Origin of the sequence: Caulobacter sp. S45, assembly GCF_009765965.1 — a bacterium.
In the GTDB taxonomy this organism is placed as follows: Bacteria; Pseudomonadota; Alphaproteobacteria; order Caulobacterales; family Caulobacteraceae; genus CAHJWH01.
In genome coordinates this window covers 2,107,787-2,124,376 of record NZ_LMUL01000014.1, presented here as the reverse complement: position 1 = coordinate 2,124,376, position 16,590 = coordinate 2,107,787, and the positions used below count along the sequence as shown (strand labels likewise).

General features: G+C 68.4%; 16 protein-coding genes and 1 tRNA gene. 5 read left to right on the top strand and 12 right to left on the bottom strand.

The annotated features are described in order from the left end of the window. Nucleotides 1-4,459 (bottom strand): alpha-2-macroglobulin (locus GSQ87_RS16985; protein WP_158916505.1); only part of this gene is annotated, 4,459 nt, incomplete at its 3' end. Nucleotides 4,460-4,685: 226 nt separating this feature from the next. Here GSQ87_RS16985 and GSQ87_RS16980 point away from each other — a divergent pair. Next, nucleotides 4,686-5,186, top strand: coding sequence for a hypothetical protein (locus GSQ87_RS16980; protein WP_158916504.1), 501 nt, complete (start codon nucleotides 4,686-4,688; stop codon nucleotides 5,184-5,186). A gap of 19 nt (nucleotides 5,187-5,205) precedes the next feature. Here GSQ87_RS16980 and GSQ87_RS16975 read toward each other — a convergent pair whose 3' ends face one another. The 5 genes from GSQ87_RS16975 to GSQ87_RS16955 all read right to left on the bottom strand — a co-directional run bounded on the left by GSQ87_RS16975 (nucleotide 5,206) and on the right by GSQ87_RS16955 (nucleotide 9,675). After that, nucleotides 5,206-6,975 carry a hypothetical protein gene (locus GSQ87_RS16975; protein WP_158916503.1) on the bottom strand — a complete coding sequence of 590 codons (1,770 nt, stop codon included), beginning with the start codon at nucleotides 6,973-6,975 and terminating at the stop codon, nucleotides 5,206-5,208. A gap of 297 nt (nucleotides 6,976-7,272) precedes the next feature. Further along, nucleotides 7,273-7,791: an RES family NAD+ phosphorylase gene (locus tag GSQ87_RS16970; RefSeq protein ID WP_158916502.1), complete on the bottom strand. Its 519-nt coding sequence runs from the start codon at nucleotides 7,789-7,791 to the stop codon at nucleotides 7,273-7,275. Beyond that, a complete protein-coding gene (locus GSQ87_RS16965) occupies nucleotides 7,788-8,252 on the bottom strand; it encodes an antitoxin Xre/MbcA/ParS toxin-binding domain-containing protein (protein WP_158916501.1) in 465 nt (154 codons plus the stop codon). The genes GSQ87_RS16970 and GSQ87_RS16965 overlap by 4 nt, the downstream gene beginning before the upstream one ends. 303 nt (nucleotides 8,253-8,555) lie before the next feature. Continuing rightward, nucleotides 8,556-8,632: transfer RNA gene (locus GSQ87_RS16960), tRNA-Arg, on the bottom strand. 80 nt (nucleotides 8,633-8,712) lie between these two features. Continuing rightward, nucleotides 8,713-9,675 carry an ABC transporter ATP-binding protein gene (locus GSQ87_RS16955; protein ID WP_158916500.1) on the bottom strand — a complete coding sequence of 321 codons (963 nt, stop codon included), beginning with the start codon at nucleotides 9,673-9,675 and terminating at the stop codon, nucleotides 8,713-8,715. 109 nt (nucleotides 9,676-9,784) lie between these two features. Here GSQ87_RS16955 and GSQ87_RS16950 point away from each other — a divergent pair, with 109 nt between their 5' ends. After that, the gene (locus tag GSQ87_RS16950; RefSeq protein WP_158916499.1) at nucleotides 9,785-10,024 is read left to right on the top strand and encodes a zinc-finger domain-containing protein; all 240 of its coding nucleotides are present in this window, start codon (nucleotides 9,785-9,787) and stop codon (nucleotides 10,022-10,024) included. Nucleotides 10,025-10,029: 5 nt separating this feature from the next. Here the strand turns inward: GSQ87_RS16950 and GSQ87_RS16945 are convergent, their stop codons facing one another. Beyond that, nucleotides 10,030-10,977 carry a bifunctional riboflavin kinase/FAD synthetase gene (locus GSQ87_RS16945; protein ID WP_158916498.1) on the bottom strand — a complete coding sequence of 316 codons (948 nt, stop codon included), beginning with the start codon at nucleotides 10,975-10,977 and terminating at the stop codon, nucleotides 10,030-10,032. After that, the gene (locus tag GSQ87_RS16940) at nucleotides 10,978-11,283 is read right to left on the bottom strand and encodes a hypothetical protein (RefSeq protein ID WP_158916497.1); all 306 of its coding nucleotides are present in this window, start codon (nucleotides 11,281-11,283) and stop codon (nucleotides 10,978-10,980) included. A gap of 171 nt (nucleotides 11,284-11,454) precedes the next feature. On the opposite strand from GSQ87_RS16940, the gene GSQ87_RS16935 reads away from it, so the two are divergent. Continuing rightward, the gene (locus GSQ87_RS16935; protein ID WP_158916496.1) at nucleotides 11,455-11,838 is read left to right on the top strand and encodes a hypothetical protein; all 384 of its coding nucleotides are present in this window, start codon (nucleotides 11,455-11,457) and stop codon (nucleotides 11,836-11,838) included. 87 nt (nucleotides 11,839-11,925) lie between these two features. Here GSQ87_RS16935 and GSQ87_RS16930 read toward each other — a convergent pair whose 3' ends face one another. After that, nucleotides 11,926-12,627 (bottom strand): hypothetical protein, encoded by a 702-nt coding sequence (locus GSQ87_RS16930; protein WP_158916495.1) that lies wholly within the window; start codon nucleotides 12,625-12,627, stop codon nucleotides 11,926-11,928. A 230-nt stretch (nucleotides 12,628-12,857) separates the two neighbouring features. Here GSQ87_RS16930 and GSQ87_RS16925 point away from each other — a divergent pair, with 230 nt between their 5' ends. Both GSQ87_RS16925 and GSQ87_RS16920 read left to right on the top strand, forming a co-directional pair. Further along, nucleotides 12,858-13,280 carry an Hsp20 family protein gene (locus GSQ87_RS16925; protein ID WP_158916494.1) on the top strand — a complete coding sequence of 141 codons (423 nt, stop codon included), beginning with the start codon at nucleotides 12,858-12,860 and terminating at the stop codon, nucleotides 13,278-13,280. 42 nt (nucleotides 13,281-13,322) lie between these two features. Beyond that, nucleotides 13,323-13,586, top strand: coding sequence for a DUF1150 family protein (locus tag GSQ87_RS16920; protein WP_158916493.1), 264 nt, complete (start codon nucleotides 13,323-13,325; stop codon nucleotides 13,584-13,586). Between the two features lie 38 nt (nucleotides 13,587-13,624). Here GSQ87_RS16920 and GSQ87_RS16915 read toward each other — a convergent pair whose 3' ends face one another. The 3 genes from GSQ87_RS16915 to rpoN form a co-directional block, all read right to left on the bottom strand. After that, a complete protein-coding gene (locus GSQ87_RS16915; protein WP_158916492.1) occupies nucleotides 13,625-14,089 on the bottom strand; it encodes a PTS sugar transporter subunit IIA in 465 nt (154 codons plus the stop codon). Nucleotides 14,090-14,162: 73 nt separating this feature from the next. Beyond that, nucleotides 14,163-14,813: a ribosome hibernation-promoting factor, HPF/YfiA family gene (hpf, locus tag GSQ87_RS16910; protein ID WP_158917826.1), complete on the bottom strand. Its 651-nt coding sequence runs from the start codon at nucleotides 14,811-14,813 to the stop codon at nucleotides 14,163-14,165. A 175-nt stretch (nucleotides 14,814-14,988) separates the two neighbouring features. Continuing rightward, on the bottom strand, nucleotides 14,989-16,518 hold the full coding sequence (gene rpoN, locus GSQ87_RS16905; RefSeq protein WP_158916491.1) for an RNA polymerase factor sigma-54: 1,530 nt from the start codon (nucleotides 16,516-16,518) through the stop codon (nucleotides 14,989-14,991). Nucleotides 16,519-16,590 lie beyond the last annotated feature (72 nt).

Below are 16,590 nucleotides of genomic sequence, written 5' to 3'. Positions count from 1 at the left end.
CCGTCCGCCACAACCCGCCTCGCCCGCTGTTGACGAAGCGCGCGTCAGCAAGCCGGCCCACAGCCCAGCGTGCGCCGGACAGGGGCCTGACCCCCTTGGCGTCGATATAGATTGGCCCGGCGGCGGTCAGCATGGCGTGGGCGGCCTGCAGCAGGCGCGCCTGTTCCTGGGTGTTGAGGTCGTCGGGGCTGCGCACCGAGTTCTCCAGCCGGGTCTGCAGGCTGTGCGCGATTCCCGTCTCGCCCGCCTCGTAGGCCAGAGCCACCACGCCCGCCAGGTCGCGCAGCGGGCTTTGATACCAGTCGAACGGCTCCTGGTAGCCCAGCGCCTTGACCGCCTGGACGAAGCTGTCGTGGGCGCGGGCGCGGTCGCCCATCATCGCCAGCCCGGCCCCGACCTGGGCGCGGGCGAGCGGCGAGGCCTCGTCGGCGAACTGCACGTCGTGGAACCAGCGCAGGCGGGGCAGGTCGCCTTGGTGCGCCTTGGCCAGGTCGTACAGGGCGTAGGCCGCCGCCCGCGAGCGCAGCCGCTTGGTCATCTGCTCGGCCTGGGTCCCCCAGAAGCTGCGGTACTCGAGCATGTACTCGATGCTGGGCGAACTGGACGGCTGGGAGATCAGCCGCATGCCGTGCAGGGCCCGGTCCATCGCCTCGGCCGGCACGGGGACGCCGCGATTGCGGGCCTCGAGCAGGAAGTCGACCGTATAGGCGCCGAGCCAGGCGTCGGCCTCGCCATCGCCCGGCCGCCACAGGCCGAACGCCCCGTCCATGCCCTGGCGGTCGAGCAGCTTGATCGTCGCGTCGAGCAGGGCGGCTGGGGTGCGCTGCAGCTTGGCCGAGCTCGACATCTCCTGGGCGTAGAGCAGGGGATAGGCGACGGAGACCAGCTGTTCGGTGCAGCCATAGGGATAGCGCTGCAGGGCTTCGGCGATCGGCGCCGGGTCGAAGCCGCGGAACGGCGAGTAGGACACCGTCATCGACAGCTGGCCTGGCGACAGGCCGGCCAGCAGGTCTGGCGTGGGCGTGAACGCCTCGCCGGGCTTCTGGAAGGCCAGGGTGGTGCGGGTGATGGCGCTCCAGCCGAAGCGGGTCTCCAGCGGATAGCTGACGCTGGTGTCGAAGCCGGGCCCGTTCACCTTCAGCGTCACCGCGCCGATGCCCGGCCGGTTGGGCGCGGTCAGCGGGATGTGGTCCAGGATGCGCTGGCCGAAGGCGAGCTGGTACAGCTTCTGGAACGGCGCCAGCAGGCCGCCCTGGCCAAAGATGCGGGCGACGTATGCGCCGACCTTGCCCTCGACATTGTGCAGCTCCAGCCCGATGTCGGCCCGGTCGCCCGGAGCCATGAAGCGGGGCAGGTCGAGCTCGGCCACCACCGGCTCGCGCACCAGCACCGACTGCTGGCCGCCGCCGACCGCCTCATCGTTCCAGGCCACCGCCATCAGGCGCAGCTGGCCGTTGAAGGCGCCGGCCGGCAGATGGATGGTCGCCCGGCCGTCGGCCCCGGTCTCGACCACGCCGGACCACAGAGCCACGGTCTTGATCGGGGTCGCCCCCAGGCCCGCGCCGCCGACCTCGTCGCCGCCGTAGTTCACCGCCGCCGGCGCCCCCAGATTGGGGTTCAGCAGCCGGCCGTAGTCGTCGCGATAGTCCACCGACAGGGCGCGCCGGCCGAAGTACCACTTCACCGGATCGGGCGAGGCCTGGTGGGTCAGGCGCAGGATGCCTTCGTCCACCGCCGCGACCGTGACATGGGCGTGGGCGCCGAAGGCCAGGCCCTTGACCTGCAGCGGGATGGTGATCGGCGTACGCGAGTCGAGCTTGCCGGGCGCCGAGAGCGCGACGGTAAGGATCTTGCCCTTGGGTTTGAGCGGCACATAGATCAGGCCGAGCGCGCGGCGCGACTTGGGCGCGGCGCTCGGGTTGCGCGGCTGCATCACGCTGACCAGCAGATAGGCCCCGCCGCCCCATTCGGGTCCAGCGTGCAGGCGCACGGTGGTCCCGCCGGCTGGCACGCTGACGGTCTTGAGCTCGATGACCCGATCCGACGCCACCGCCACCTCGGCCTCGCCGGCGAAGGGGGAATCGATGTGCAGGGACACCGTGTCGCCGGACGCATAGGGCGTGTCGCCGACGGCCAGCCGGGCGGTGTCGGGCGCGTCCTCGTCCTTGGCGCTGTCGCCCCAGCCGGAGGACTGGCGGATCACGGTGCGGGCGCCGGTCGTGGGGTCCTCCAGCACCAGGCGATAGTCGCCCCAGGGAAGCCTGCGGGTGATGCGGGCGGGCTGACCCGGACCGACATCCACCGCACCATGGACGATCACGGAGTCGCGGCTGGTGCGATGGAAGCCCCAGCGGCCGTTCTCCTCGAACCAGGTATAGGTCCAGTTCTCGGAGATCAGAGTGTAGTTGACCGGGTGCGCGACGCGGCGGCCCTGGGGGTCCACGGCGATGACGTCATAGCTTTGGGTCTGTTCCTCGCCGAGACTGCCCTGAGTGACCTTGACCCCGAAATAGACCGGCCGCATCCGCAGCTTCAGCGTCAGCCCCTCAGTGACCGGACGCCCGCCCGGCTCCAGCACCGAAGCGGTGACGTCGGCGCTGAGCGGCTGCACGGCGTCGGCCACCTGGGCGGTGTCCAGCGTCATGCTGGTGTTCCCGGCCCCATCGGTGGTGGTCTGCGGCAGCTGGACCAGCTTGGATTCGAACGCGGTCTGCTCGTCGCCCCAACGGAAGCCTTTGAATTGGGGGAAGGGATCGGCGTCCGGCGCAATGCGGGCCTCGGTCTGGGCTTGCAGGCCCGAACCCGGCGCGCCGTAGAGGAAGCGAGCGTTGACGACGAGCTTGCGCGCCTCGCCCGCGATCACCGGCCTGGCGGCGTCGCCGACGACCGACACCGCCAGCCGTTGGGGCGCGAAGTCCTGCACCTCGAAGCTGATCTCGCCGGAGGCGTCGTCGGCGCCGTCCATCTGCAGGGTGGCGCGCCAGGCCCCGCGCGGCGCGGTGCGGGGCAGGACCAGGTCCTGGGCCAGCGACCCGTCCGGCGTGGTGTCGAAGCGGATGCGGCGGAACTCGGTGCCCGAGGGCCGGCGGATCACCAGTATCCCCTTGCGGTCCTTGACCGCGCGCGAGAGGTGGTCGCGCACCAGGGTCATCAGGTGCACCGTCTCGCCCGGCCGGTAGATGCCGCGATCGGTGTAGAGATAGCCGTCCACCGCAGCCGCCGCCGTATGGCCGTCCGCGGCCTTGGCGCGCGGCAGGACCCGACCGGCCACGCCCTTGAGCTGATTGGACAGGTCCAGCGGCGAGCGGCTGAGGTCGAGCAGGGTGAAGTCGGCGTTGGGGCCATAGGCCATGACCATGGCCGCCTTGGCCGCGCCCTCGCCGTCGAGCAGGGCGTGGTCGAAGCGGACGTGGCCCTGGACGTCGCTCGAGGCCGAGGCCAGGGTCTCGCCATCCTTGGCGGTCAGGGCGACGCGCACCCCCGCCATCGGCCGGGCGGTCTGTAGCGAACGCACCACCACGTCGAACGCATCGGAGCCGTCATAGGCGGCCAAACCCATGTCGGTGAACAGAATCCAGCGATGGGCGCGGGCGGGCCGGTCGTCGTCGCTGTCGCCCTTGGCCTTGTTGGCCAACACGCCCGAGGCGTCGCGCGCGGTGATGAAGTAGGCCCCCGGCTGCATGTCCTTGAGCACGGCCCCGAGCGGGAAGACGGTGACGGCGCGCTGGCCGCCCTGGGCCTTGACCGCGACGTCGCCCTTCCAGACCACCCGGCCGTCGTCGCCGACCTCACCCTCATAGCCGTACTCGCCCTCCGCCGTCGGGTCGGAGGTGGCGATGGACTTGCGCACCAGGTTGCGATCCGGCACGCGCCAGACCTCGACATGCAGGCGCGAGACATTGACGGTGTCGATGCCGACGCCGTCCGCCTCCTCGCGCGGCAGGATCACGCCCTGGCCGTCGAAGCCGACATAGGGCGGCTTGTCGGCGCCGGCGAAGTCCACCGGCATGTTGTCGACCAGGGTTTCGCCGGTCTTGGCGGGCAAGCCCTTGAGCAGGGTGAGCTGATGGCCGGCGAACCCCAGGCCCGGCACGCAGAGCTCGTCGTCGTGCACCATGGTCGCGACCGGGTGGCCGAGGTCGGGGCTGACCAGCACGAAGTCGGAATAGGATTTCCGCGGGTCGAGCGGCCGGGTCAGGCGCACGCACGATACCGGATCGGCGCGCGAGGTGTCGATCCGGGTGGTCCAGATGGTGAAGCCGTCAGGTTTGGGCACGCCGGCGCGCGGCGCATCGGCGGCGCGGGGCTTGCCGAAGAAGGGCCAGGCGAAGCCGGTCGGGGCGCTGGCGGTATGGGCCGGAGCCGGCAGCACGCGGGCCGCCAGGAAGCCGCCGCCGAATCCCAACGCCAGAGCGGCGCCAGCCAGGGCCGCCGCCTTCTGCTTGAGCCCGCCAAACATGAACCAACCCCCGGGATCGACGCCCGAAACGCATGTTCACCGGCTTTCGGGTTCCGTCAATCCAGAGACGCCATCCAACGCAAAGCACGCTAACGGAGCGGCCCTCATGTCTTGCAGGCCGCCTTGAAAGCCCGACCTCGCGAACGCGCGCCCGACTGTGCATCGATCTTGCAAGACGACGCTCAGAGGCGACGGGGCCCACGCGCTCAACCCCTGGAGATCGACCATGCAGGTAGGCAGCACTTCCAATAATCCTTGGCTTCAGTACGCCCAGCAAGGCGTTGGACAGAGCGCTGGGACCACGCAGGCAAATTCTGCCAGCGGGCAAACTTCGCCGGGAAGCAGCACGTCCAGCAACGCGACCAGCATCCTCAGCTCGCTGCTGTCGTCCCTGCAATCGCCGTCGTCCCAGTTCTCCAACAGCAATCTCAGCGCGTTGATCTCGGCCCAGGCCGACCCGCAGTCCGCAAGCGCGCAGGCCTCGAGCGCCTTGAACGCCGACCCGACGCAGGGCCAGAGCGGCTCAGACGCCGTTCACCACCATCACCACCATGGCGGCGGCGAGGCGGCGAACCAGACCGATCCGGCCAGCACCGCCGCGACGACCGGCGCAACGGCGACGGCGACGACCACGGCCGCCGCCTCAACCACGGCCTCCACCGACAACGCGGCGTCCGCGACCTCGGCCGTCGAGTCGATCCTGTCGCAGCTGGTCGGCGCAGGTTAGGCGGCGCGACCTATCCGCATCAGGGGCGGGGTTGACCTTCGGGCGGATGATGTTCATCGCGGCGCGGGTCCGCCGGCCCAGGTCGCGCGGCGTTCACCGGAGCCGGGCGAGCGGTTGACTGAGCCGCCTGACGTTGCGCCTGGGCGGCGGCGTGAGCCTGGACGGCGGCCTGTCGCTGCGCGTCAATCTGAGCCCTGGCCTGCACCTGCGCCTGTTGCGTCGCCGCCTGGCGTTGCACGTTTTCGGCGGCTTGGCGTTGGACTACAGCCTGCTGAGATGCTTGGCGTTGCGCCTGGGCGGCCGCATGGGCCTGGGCGGCGACCTGACGTTCCGCCTCGACCTGAGCCCGACCTTGAGCCTGCGCCTGTTGCGCCGCCGCCTGACGTTGGCCGTTTTCGGCGGCCTGGCGTTGGACAGCGGCCTGCTGGACCGCCTGTCGTTGCGCCAGGGCTGTAGCGTGGGCCAGGGCGGCCGCCTGACGTTGGGCCTCGATCTGCGCCCTGGCCTGCACCTGAGCCTGCTGGGCGGCCGGCTGCCGCTGGCCGTTCTCGGCCGCCTGATGCTGGAACGCAGTCTGTTGAGCCGCCTGACGTTGCGCCAGGGCGGCGGCGTGGGCCTGGTCGGCCGCCTGGCGTTGCACCTCCAGCGCGCCCTGCCGAGACGCCTGGGCCTGCTGCTGGGCGGTTTGCTGAACCTGAACGGCTTGCTGCTGGGCGTGCGCCTGGAGGGCGTGCTGAGCCGCGAGCGCGGCGACTCCCGCGCCTGCGACAGCTCCGGCTTCTAGCGCGTGCCGCCGACCTGGATCGTCACCCGAGGTGGGTCCGCTCGGAACTGCACCCGCGTACGGACCTTGCGGCCCCGTGTTGGAGGGCGCACCCGGACCGTTTGCGCCAGGATAACCGTCCTGCCCATGCGATGGCCCGTGATCTCGCGCCTCCTGCGCAGACCGCCAAGCGGTCGCGGCGGCGCCCGTATCGTTCTGGCTCTGCGCATAACGCGCCGCATAGGCTTCGCGACGATAACGCTCGTCGGCCCAGTGCGCCTGCTCCTCGGCCGCGTGGGCCTGGTGGTAGGCGTCCCAGGCGGCGTACTGGCTCTGTTGCTGCGCCCACTGGGCCTGTTCGTCGGCGATCTGGGCGTGACGCTCGTTCCAGTGCGCCTGCTCGACAGCCAGCCGTTCCTGATGCAGGGACGCGTAATAGAGCGCGCGGGAGCGGGCGAGATAACGGCCCGCGATATCGGCCCGCTCGTCCCACCGGTCGTAGGGTACAAGACCGCCGCCCTGGTCGTAGACCGACACCAGCTCGTCGCCGCTGTAGGCGTACCCGTAGTCGGGGTCCTGGATGAAGTAGGGTTCGTCGGCGCCCGGCTGATAATAGTAGTAACGCAGCCCGTTCGGCAGCCGCTCGACCACGCGCTCGGAGTTGTCCTGCCCGCGCCAGACCCACGGCCGCACGCCCTGGTAATCCACCGCGTAGTCCGGTGGCGCATCGCCGAACGCATGGCTCATCGCATAGGCGCGATCGAGATAGGCGTACGCGTCGCCCGGATTGGCGGTGCGGGCGAAACGAGGCCGGGGCGCGGGCGGCAGCGCGTTCGCCAGGGGAGCGGGCGTGACCGGGGTGCTGATGGTGGTCAGGGGCAGGGCCGACAGCGGCGGCGCCACATCGCCGGGAGACCCCGCCGCGGCGGTCTGACTGGAACGGTTGCAGGCCGCAACGGCGATCAGGGACGTCGCGCAGAACAGCGCCAGCGCCGATGCGGAACGGTTTAGGGCGTTTCTTTTCATCACGACGAAAGTCTCCGAAGCATCGGCCGTTCCGACCTTCGGTACGATTTATTTCATTGCAGACATGAATGGCGGCCAAATAGACCCGCTACCGACGCTTCATCCAAAGCGTTCGTTACGCCGCGTGCCCACGCGTTACAGGCCGCCTTTGATAGGCCTTCATGGACATCACGGACGGGTTCCGCCGATTGGCGGGCTGGGCTTGGTAGGATGGGGAGCAAAAATCGGAATACGTCGCTGGCGCATTTCCTTGGACGGACGAACCCGACGACGCAAACTCCGACAGGCCTTAGCGATCTACTTCCAAGAGAGCTGATCCTTGGGAAGACGACCGGTCGGATCGAACACGACAGCCCGGTTGGGCAGGTCAGGACCCCAGCGCCAAAGGATCAGGTTGCAGTTGGCGGCCGTCGCATTGGGGACGAAGCTCGGCGCCAAAATGCCTGTAAAGCCGTCCGCCTCGAGCCGCTCCGCGATCAGCCATGACGGCGCTTGCTCGCCGTCGCGCAGACGGCGCAGCCATGCGCAGCCCAGTTCCGCCATCGTGACACCGTGACGGTCTCGTCCGACATCGGCTCGCAAGTCCGCGACCGGATCGCAGTCGACATCATATTCGCACATCGTCAGCGGCAGCATCCGCTGGGTCAGGCCCTGGGTGCATTCCCCGACCGAGGTGATGATATCGAGCGACAGATAGAGGGTCGGCTTACCCTTCCGATTGAAACGCCCTCCGGTCTTTGCCGCGCCTTCTCCTGAAAGCGGCGAGAAGGACCATGCCGGGTCATGACCGCGATAGCAGCGGCCGACAAACCTCAAGCGTACCCTCCGAGCGCCAGATGATCGAGATAATCCCTGACGGCGCCCGCCTGGCCGGCCTTGACCAAAGCTTCCGGCGTCCGCCCATCTAGCGCCGGGATCGGCTGCGATCGATACCAGGCCATCGCCTGGGTTTCACCGCCCGCCCACTCCCGAATCCGTGAGACGATCTCGAGCATTTCACGCACCCGCGACTGTGTGCGAGGCGCCGTACGCCGCTCGGCCTTGCTCACGGTCGCCGCGCCAAGCCCTACCGTCTCGGCAAGCTGGCCCTTGGTCATGCGGAATGCATCCGCCACGCGATCGACGTCGACCATACCATCCTGATCGATGAAGTGCGTGACGAAGCCGGCGCCAACGAGGGCTATTTTGACGGCGCCTCCGCCAAGCGCGCTGTGGATACGTGGCTTCCGGGCTGAAGCGCTCTTCCTCTTTTGGCCGCCTGTCGCTTGCGCCGCCATGTCCCGATCTCCGCCTGATATCAGGACATAATATGGGACAATGTGTTGTGTGGTTCAATGCTGATTACGACGGGCATGAAGCTTGGCGCGGCACGATTTTCACCGGCCAATTGGAAGTGGGCTGGCCGCTAATTGGAAGTGGGCGGCCTTCTCATAGAAGAGAAGCTGACAGGGTCTCGCTGGAGAGAGGCGCGCTGCACACGCGAGACGTAACTCCGAAAGCGGCGCTTACGACTCTAACTCGAAAGCCGGTCCGAAGGCGCGCCCCCCGCACCTACATCCGTTTGAAATACATAAAGAAATTGGCGCACCCGACACGATTCGAACGTGTGACCTTTGCCTTCGGAGGGCAACGCTCTATCCAGCTGAGCTACGGGTGCGTGATCGCTGTTTCCGGCGAGGCCAGAAACCTAGACGAAGCGAGGGCCGGGCGCAATCGAGCCTGGCCGCCGATCTGGGCTCAATAGGCGATCGGGCTTGCGGCGTTGGCGTCGCCATAGGTCAGCGACAGGAACACGTCCTCCAGGTCCGGCTCCTCGGTGGAGAGGTCCTTGATCTGCACGCCCGCCGCGCGGACCGCCGCCAGCACCGCTTCGACGCTGGCCGCCTCGCTGCGATAGGTGATGGCGAGGTTGCCGTTGGGCCGCAGCTTGCCCTCGAACCCGGCCAGCTCGGGAACGCCGTCGAGCGGCGCCTGGGGGGTGATCACCACCGAACGGGTGTCGATGCGGCGCAGCAGGTCGCGGGTGGGTTCGCAGACCACCACCTCGCCCCGGTTGACGATGGCGATAGTGTCGCACAGCGCCTGGGCTTCCTCGAGATAGTGGGTGGTGAGCACGATGGTGACGCCGCGCGCGTTCAGCTCCTTCACCCGTTCCCAGAGCTGGCGGCGCAGCTCCACGTCCACGCCCGCGGTGGGCTCGTCCAGGATCAGCACCGGGGGCTGGTGGACCATGGCCTTGGCCACCATCAACCGCCGCTTCATGCCGCCGGAGAGCTGGCGGACATAGGCGTCGGCCTTGTCGGCCAGGCCCAGGCTGGCCAGGATCTCGTCGGTCTTGCGATCGGCCTTCTTCACCCCGTAGAAGCCCGCCTGCACTTCCAGCGACTCGCGGGGGGTGAAGAAGACGTCGGTGACGATCTCCTGGGGCACCACGCCGATCGCGGCGCGCGCGGCGCGCGGCTGCTCGTCGATGTCCATGCCCCAGAGCTTCACCTGGCCCGAGGTCTTGTTCACCAGGCCGGCGAGGATGTTGATGAAGGTGGACTTGCCCGCGCCGTTGGGACCCAGCAGCCCGAACATCGAGCCGCGCGGCACCGCCAGGTCGATGCCCTTGAGCGCCGTCTTGGCCGGGACCATCCGGTTGGCCGGGTAGGTCTTGACCAGGCCGCGCGCCTCGATGGCGAAATCAGGGATGCTCATTGGGTGTGAACTTCGGGGCTCGCGCGGTAGGATGGGCGCGCCGAAATTGACGGGTCCAGGCGCGCCGCTTAGGTAGGCTCCGCAACCCGTGTTGCCAAGCGAGACCCGAATGCCCACAGCCGTTAAGTCCATCGGCCCTGAAATCGTGATCGTCCACGAACACCGGGTGGCGTGCGACGGGCTCGGCGGCGCGCTCGGCCATCCGCGGGTCTATCTGGAGATGGGCGGCAAGCCGTCGGTGGACTGTCCCTATTGCGGCCGGCGTTTCGTCGCCGCCGCCCACAGCCATGGCGAGGACGAACGGCTGGACCCCGCCGCCTACGATCCCGAAGACACCCCCGAGGCTTAGAAGGCCTATTCGATCTCCGGGGTAAGCCGGGCGCGGGCGACCAGGGCGTCCTTGTCCATCTGCGCGATCAGGGCGTCCAGACTGTCGAACTTGTGATCGCCGCGGATGAACTCCACCAGCTCGACCTCAAGCGTCTGGCCGTAGAGGTCCTCGTCGAAGTCGAACAGGTGGACCTCCAGCCGCTCCTCGACGCCGTCCACGATGGTGGGCCGGCGGCCGATATAGGCCACCCCCGGCGTCTCGCGTCCGTCCGCTAGCCGGGTGCGCGCAGCGTAGATGCCGTAGGCGGGCGGCGCATAGTCTTCCAGGGCGATATTGGCGGTGGGGAAGCCAATGGTGCGGCCGAGCTGGTCGCCATGCACCACCACACCCTCGATGGTGAACGGCCGACCCAGGATGGCGGCGGCGTCTTCGGGCCGGCCCGCCTGGAGGGCTTCGCGGATTGCACTGGACGAGAACTTCAACCCGTTGGGCCCTTTCACCATCGCGGCGATGGAAACACCGAAACCGTAACGCTCTCCGTAACGCTTCAAGCTTGCCGGATCGCCGGTGCGGCCGCGCCCGAAGGTGACGTCGAAACCGGCCGCCACGTGCCGTGCGCCAAGCCCCTCGGCGAGCACCCGACGGGCGAAGTCATCGTCGCTGAAATTGGCCATCTCGGCGTCGAAAGGCAGCACGTGCAGCCGATCGACCCCCAGGCTTTCCAGCATGCGCCCGAGCTGGTCGGCGTTGGTGAGGCGGAAGGCCGGCTCGTCCGGCCGGAACCACTTGCGGGGGTGGGGATCGAAACTGATCACACCCAGCGGAACCTGCAGCGCGCCAGCGGCCCGCGCGGCGTCGGCGATCACCTGCCAGTGGCCGCGATGCACCCCGTCAAAGTTGCCGAGCGCCAGGGAGGCGCCGCGTTGGTCGGCCTCCAAGTCCTTCCAGCCGTGTAGGACATGCAACGCCACTCAGCGCGCTCCCCGTCCGGCGCGCGGCAGCCGCACCACGGCCTCGCCCTCGGCCATGACCTTGCCCCTGACCAGGCAGCGGGTGGACAGCACGGCGTGGCCGGCGGCTTCATCCATCTCGATCACCTCGACCCGCGGGGTCGCCTCGTCGCCGATCCGCACGGCGTGCTTGAACCTCAACGCCTTGGCGTCGCCGGATACAGCCGCGAAGGCGTCCAAATCCGCCGCGCTCACCACGCGCGTCCGCTCGGCGGCCTGGCCGACCGTAAGCGCTTCGATGGTCGGCTGCGGAGCCGGTTCCGACATTCATCCCTCGTTCAGGCCGCAAGGCGCTCCTCATAGCTCGCTGTCGCTGCACGTGCGAGAGGCGCCGTTCACCCAAAGGCGACGTTCCGCACGACAGCGCACGGGAGCCAATCCGGTTTCCCAAGCGTTAATTCAAGGATTTCGGACCTGTTTGTCCGGTGGAGGTATGTGATGAGGAAGTTAACAACAGCCGCTACCACAGCCGCCCTCGCCGTCGCCCTTTCGGTCGGCGCCAGCGGTGTGGCGTTCGCCCAGCACGGTGGCGGCGGCCATGGCGGCGGCGGCGGTGGTTTCCATGGCGGTGGCGGCGGCTTCCGGGGCGGCGGCGGTCGCGGGGGTTACGGCCGCGGTGGTTACGGCGGGCGTGGAGGCTATGGCTACCGCGGCGGCTATGGATATCGCGGCTATGGCGGCTACGGCTATCTCGGCGGCTTCGCCGTCGGCGCGGCCCTGGCCGGCGGCTACTATGGCTACCCGTACTACGCCTACGGCTACGGATACCCGGCCTATGGTTATGGCTATGGTTATCCCGCCTACGGGTATGGCGGCTGGTAGATCCCCCCGGCTTCTTAGCCGAGGCTTTCTAGACTAGGACGGAAGCGCCCCGCGGAAACGATCCGCGGGGCTTTTCTTTGATCAAGCTCAGCAGCCGCAGGGGCGTTGCTGCATCGGATAAGGGACTGCATAACCGTAGCTCGGGGCCGCGACGTAGCCGTAGCTGTAGCTCGGTGCGTAGCTGTAGACGACGGGGGGCTGGGCCTGCAGGACCGGGGTTTCCGCATAGCCGCTGTAGCCATAAGCGTAGGCGCCGCCATCCTGTTGCGGATAGCCCTGCTCCTGACCGTAGGAGGCGTAACCGCCGCCAGTGTCGTAGGCGGGTTGGGGCAGGTCGCCGCCGCCGTTGTCGTATCCCATACCGGCGTCATAGCCGCCGCCGTAGCCCCCACCGCCACCGCCATAGCCGCCGTAGCCCAGGGCCGAGGTCACGGCGCCGGCCGCTAAGCCATAGCCGAACCCGCGCCCGCCATAGCCGCGTCCGTAACCGAAGCCACGGCCGTTGTTCATATAGCTACGCCCGGAGCCGTAGGCCCGGCCGTAGACGCTGCTGCGCGCGCTGGCGTAGCTGCTGGCGTGGGCGTAGGCGCTGGAATGTCCCATGGCGTAGCCGCCGGAACGGCCTCCGCCCATGCGGCTCCAGCCGCCGCCATAGTGGCCGCCGCTCATATGCCCGCCGCCGTAGTGGCCACCGCTAGAATGACCGCCGCCGTAGTGCCCGCCGGCCAAGGCCGGGGAACCGGCGATCGCCGCCGCGGCGCAAGCTCCGATCAGAAGTATCGCGCGCATGGCGCCCTCCTTGGCTCCGAGCGCTCCGATGGCGCACGGATTCCATCATGGTTAACAGATCGTATCGATACGCCTTTGGAAGGCCGCCGTCCGCTCTTTCAACCCGCCGGTGAATCGCCAGCCGATTGAAATGGGCGCGGCTGCTTCACATATTCGGGCAGTCGCTCGCCTCGCGCCGGATTCCGGGCGGGAAGGGCGGACACCAAGTCGCTTGGAAGAGGACTTTGGCGATGACGACACGCACCCTGGTGTTCGACAGCCCGTTCCTGCTCGGTTTCGAGCATACGCGCGCGCTGGTCGAGCGGGCGGCCAAGGCCGCCACCGAAGGCTATCCGCCCTACAACGTCGAGCAGCTCGCCGACGATAGGCTGCGCATCACCATGGCGGTGGCGGGCTTCTCGCCCGACCAGCTCCAGATCACCCTGGAGGATCGCCAGCTCGTGGTGCTCGGCCGACGTGACGGCGCGGACGGCGCCCAGGCCGCCTACCTGCATCGCGGCATCGCCGCACGCGGATTCCAGCGCACCTTCGTGCTGGCCGACGGCATGGAGGTCGAGGACGCCTCGCTCGAACACGGCCTGTTGCACATCGACGTCGTCCGGCCCGAACCTCCGCGGCAGGTGCGAAACATCCCTATCCGTACGGTCGGCTGAACTTGCGGCCGTTGCGGACGTTAATCCTTTAAGGAGGCGGTCATGCAGACGCACTCTCTGACTTTGAGCCAAGAAGCCTTCGCCGCCCTGGGGGCGCCGAACCTGGTCTATGTCCGGCCCGTGAAAGCGGAGGACGTGATGGCCAGCGTGGAGCCCGACGCCCTGGCCGAGGCCCACCTCTCGCCGAACCAGACGCTTTATGCGGTGCATAGCGCCGACGGGTCTCGTCTGGCGGTGCTGGCCGACCGGGATTCCGCCTATGCGGCGGCGAGGGCTTACGAGCTTGCGCCCGTTTCAGTCCATTAAGAGCGCGCTATCGGAGCCTCGACGCCCTGGGTGAGCGGTCACGCAGCCGAAGGCGCGGCGTCTCGAACCAACAACGCGTGTAGGGCGTCCGTCGTGCGCGCCTGGCGCAGGTGCTGGCGGACATCGGATCGCCGTAGCGCCCGCGCCGCCCGCGCCAGGGCGCGCAGGTGCTCGGTTCCTGCGCCTTCCGGGGCGAACAGGGCCAGCATCAGGTCGACCGGCTGATCGTCCACCGCGTCGAAGTCGACGGGCTTTTCCAGGCGAACGAACACCGCCCGCATCGCGGTGAGCGCCGGCAGGCTGGCGTGGGGAATGGCCACGCCCGACCCGACGCCCGTCGAGCCCTGGGCCTCGCGCGCCAGCAGGGCGTCGAGGATGTCGGCCGCCGGCATGTCGATCACGCGCGCAGCAACCTCGGCCAGGGCCGCGAGGGCTTGCCGCTTGCTGTCCGCACCGAGCCGCAGCGCTATGGCGCCCGGCTCAAGCCATCCACCGATGTCCATTCGTGAGGGTGTTCCCCGATCTTATTCGCAGACATGCCGCCCCACCTTAAGGAGTGAGGCGGCGCGTCGCATATCACATCCGCGCGCTTTGCGCGGCTCCGGCGGCGTCAACGCGCGAAGTTGGCGTCCGCTCGGGGTCGATCCAACCGATATTTCCGTCGGAACGGCGATAAACCACCGAAAGACCGCCATGGGCGGCGTTGCGGAACAGCAGAACCGGGCAGTCCGCCAGGTCGAGCTCCATCACCGCCATCGACACCGTCTGGGTCTTCACCAGGGTCTCGGTCTCGGCGATGATCACGCCGGCCGGCGCGGCGCTCCCGGCCGAGCCGTCGGAGCCCCAGTCATCGTCGTCGGCCTCGTCGTCCCCGTCCGGCGCCCTCAGCACCACCACCGAGGCGAACTCCGGATCGGCCTTGTCGACGCTGGCGTGGTGGTTCACCAGCCGTCGTTTGTAGCGTCGAATCCGGGTTTCCATTTTTATGAGCGCCGCGTCGAAGGCGGAGTGGGCGTCGCCGCCCTCACCCTTGGCCACCAGCTGCTGACCGGTCGGAAGCACCACGACGATGTCGGCGCAAAGACTGTGGCCGTTTTTTCGCACCACCACCTCGGCGCTGCCGCCCTGCCCGAAATACTTGCCGATCCCCGCCTCGAGCTCCCCGGCGATGCGACTGCGCAACGCCTCCCCGACGGCCATCTGGTGGCCGGCCACCTGAACGTTCATCTGAGCGGGAGCAGTGTTGAGGGTCTTGGAAGCCATTCGCGTCCATCCGTAAACTGAGGGTTTCGGGTAGGACGGCCCTGCGGTCGCCCCACCAAAGCGGAACGCCTCTCAGGGGCTGAAGTTCAGACCTGGCCCGGAGCCGAAAGTCCGGTCGGGACGAATCCGATCGAGGTTGTCAGAAGGCGGCTTGCGCGAGACGGCGACGCTCGACCGAAGAGGGAATGCGCATGGCTTCCCGATACTTGGCGACCGTACGACGCGCGATATCAACGCCCGTCTCCTTCAGGATCTCCACGATCCGATCATCTGAGAGCACGCCATCGCGGTTGTCGAGTTCCGAATCGATCATCACGCGGATGCGATGGCGGATCGCCTCGGCGGAATAGGCTTCGCCGCCGTCGGTGGCGGCGATCGAGGAGGTGAAGAAGAACTTCAGCTCGAACACACCGCGCTGGGTGGCCATGTACTTGTTGGAGGTGACCCGGCTGACGGTGGACTCGTGCATGCCGATGGCGTCGGCCACGGTCTTCAGGTTCAACGGGCGCAGATGCTCCACTCCCAGCGCCAGAAAGGCGTCCTGCTGGCGCACGATCTCGCTGCTGACCTTCAGGATGGTGCGGGCGCGCTGGTCCAGGCTCTTCACCAGCCAGTTGGCCTGGGCGAAGCAGTCCGAAACAAAGGTCTTCTCCGCGTCGCTGCGCGCGGCGCCCGAGACGCGGGCGTGATAGCGCCGATCCACCAGCAGCTTGGGCAAGGTGTCGGCGTTCAGCTCCACCTTCCACAGGCCGAGTCCATCCTCGCGCACGAACACGTCGGGCGTCACGCCCTGCACCGGTTCGGAGCCGAAGGCGGCGCCGGGGCGCGGGGTGAGGGCGCGGACCTCGGCGATCATCTCGCGCACGTCCTCCTCGTCTACCCCGCAGACGCGGCGCAGGCCCGACAGGTCGCGGCGGGCGAGCAGGTCGAGGTTGTCGAGCAGCGCCTGCATGGCGGGGTCGAGCCGGTCGCGCTCGCGTAGCTGCAGCGCCAGGCACTCGCGTACGTCGCGGGCGAACACGCCGGTGGGATCGAAGCCCTGCAACCGGCCGAGCACGATGCAGGCGCGCTGCGGATCGCAGCCCAGCCGTTCGGCCACTTCCAGCAGGTCGGCGCGCAGGTAGCCGCCCTCGTCGACCGCGTCGATCAGCACGCTGGCGATGGTGAAGTCCGGGCCGGTCAGCCCCAGCATGGCGAGTTGGTCGCGCAGATGCTCGTGCAAGGTCTTGTCGCGGCTGAGACCGGCGGCGAAGTCTTCGCCATCGGTTTCGAACGAGCCGCCCTTGCTGGCCTTGGACCAGTCGGTCATCGCGCCTGCATCTGCGCCGGGGGCCGTGGCCTCTCCGGCATCGCCGGTGGCGCGGTCGCCGGGGGAGGCGTCCACGTAGATGTCGTCGTGCCGGACGTCCATGTCGGCTTCGGCCGCGCCTCCCGGCTGGTCGTCGGGAGTGAAGCCGGGTTCGACTTCGGGGGCGTCGTCCGAACCGCGATCGGCCGTATCCGCCTCGGCGTCCTCGCGCGACAATAGGGGATTGCGCTCGAGCTCACCGTCCACGAAGGCGTCGAGCTCGAGATTGGAGAGCTGCAGCAACTTGATCGCCTGCTGCAGCTGGGGCGTGATGACAAGGCTCTGGCCTTGCCGGATCTCTAAACGGGGACTGAGCGCCACTGGCCCACCCTCCCTGGCCTGAAACTTGCTTCAGACTAGGCCGGTCATCCCCACCGATTGGTTAATGCGGTG

Bases quoted from the DNA above. Each gene is read 5' to 3' on its own strand.
- GSQ87_RS16980 (WP_158916504.1), top strand. From the start codon at position 4,686: ATGCAGGTAGGCAGCACTTCCAATAATCCTTGGCTTCAGTACGCCCAG.
- GSQ87_RS16975 (WP_158916503.1), bottom strand. From the start codon at position 6,975: ATGAAAAGAAACGCCCTAAACCGTTCCGCATCGGCGCTGGCGCTGTTC.
- GSQ87_RS16965 (WP_158916501.1), bottom strand. From the start codon at position 8,252: ATGGCGGCGCAAGCGACAGGCGGCCAAAAGAGGAAGAGCGCTTCAGCC.
- GSQ87_RS16955 (WP_158916500.1), bottom strand. From the start codon at position 9,675: ATGAGCATCCCTGATTTCGCCATCGAGGCGCGCGGCCTGGTCAAGACC.
- GSQ87_RS16950 (WP_158916499.1), top strand. From the start codon at position 9,785: ATGCCCACAGCCGTTAAGTCCATCGGCCCTGAAATCGTGATCGTCCAC.
- GSQ87_RS16940 (WP_158916497.1), bottom strand. From the start codon at position 11,283: ATGTCGGAACCGGCTCCGCAGCCGACCATCGAAGCGCTTACGGTCGGC.
- GSQ87_RS16935 (WP_158916496.1), top strand. From the start codon at position 11,455: ATGAGGAAGTTAACAACAGCCGCTACCACAGCCGCCCTCGCCGTCGCC.
- GSQ87_RS16930 (WP_158916495.1), bottom strand. From the start codon at position 12,627: ATGCGCGCGATACTTCTGATCGGAGCTTGCGCCGCGGCGGCGATCGCC.
- GSQ87_RS16925 (WP_158916494.1), top strand. From the start codon at position 12,858: ATGACGACACGCACCCTGGTGTTCGACAGCCCGTTCCTGCTCGGTTTC.
- GSQ87_RS16920 (WP_158916493.1), top strand. From the start codon at position 13,323: ATGCAGACGCACTCTCTGACTTTGAGCCAAGAAGCCTTCGCCGCCCTG.
- GSQ87_RS16915 (WP_158916492.1), bottom strand. From the start codon at position 14,089: ATGGACATCGGTGGATGGCTTGAGCCGGGCGCCATAGCGCTGCGGCTC.
- hpf (WP_158917826.1), bottom strand. From the start codon at position 14,813: ATGAACGTTCAGGTGGCCGGCCACCAGATGGCCGTCGGGGAGGCGTTG.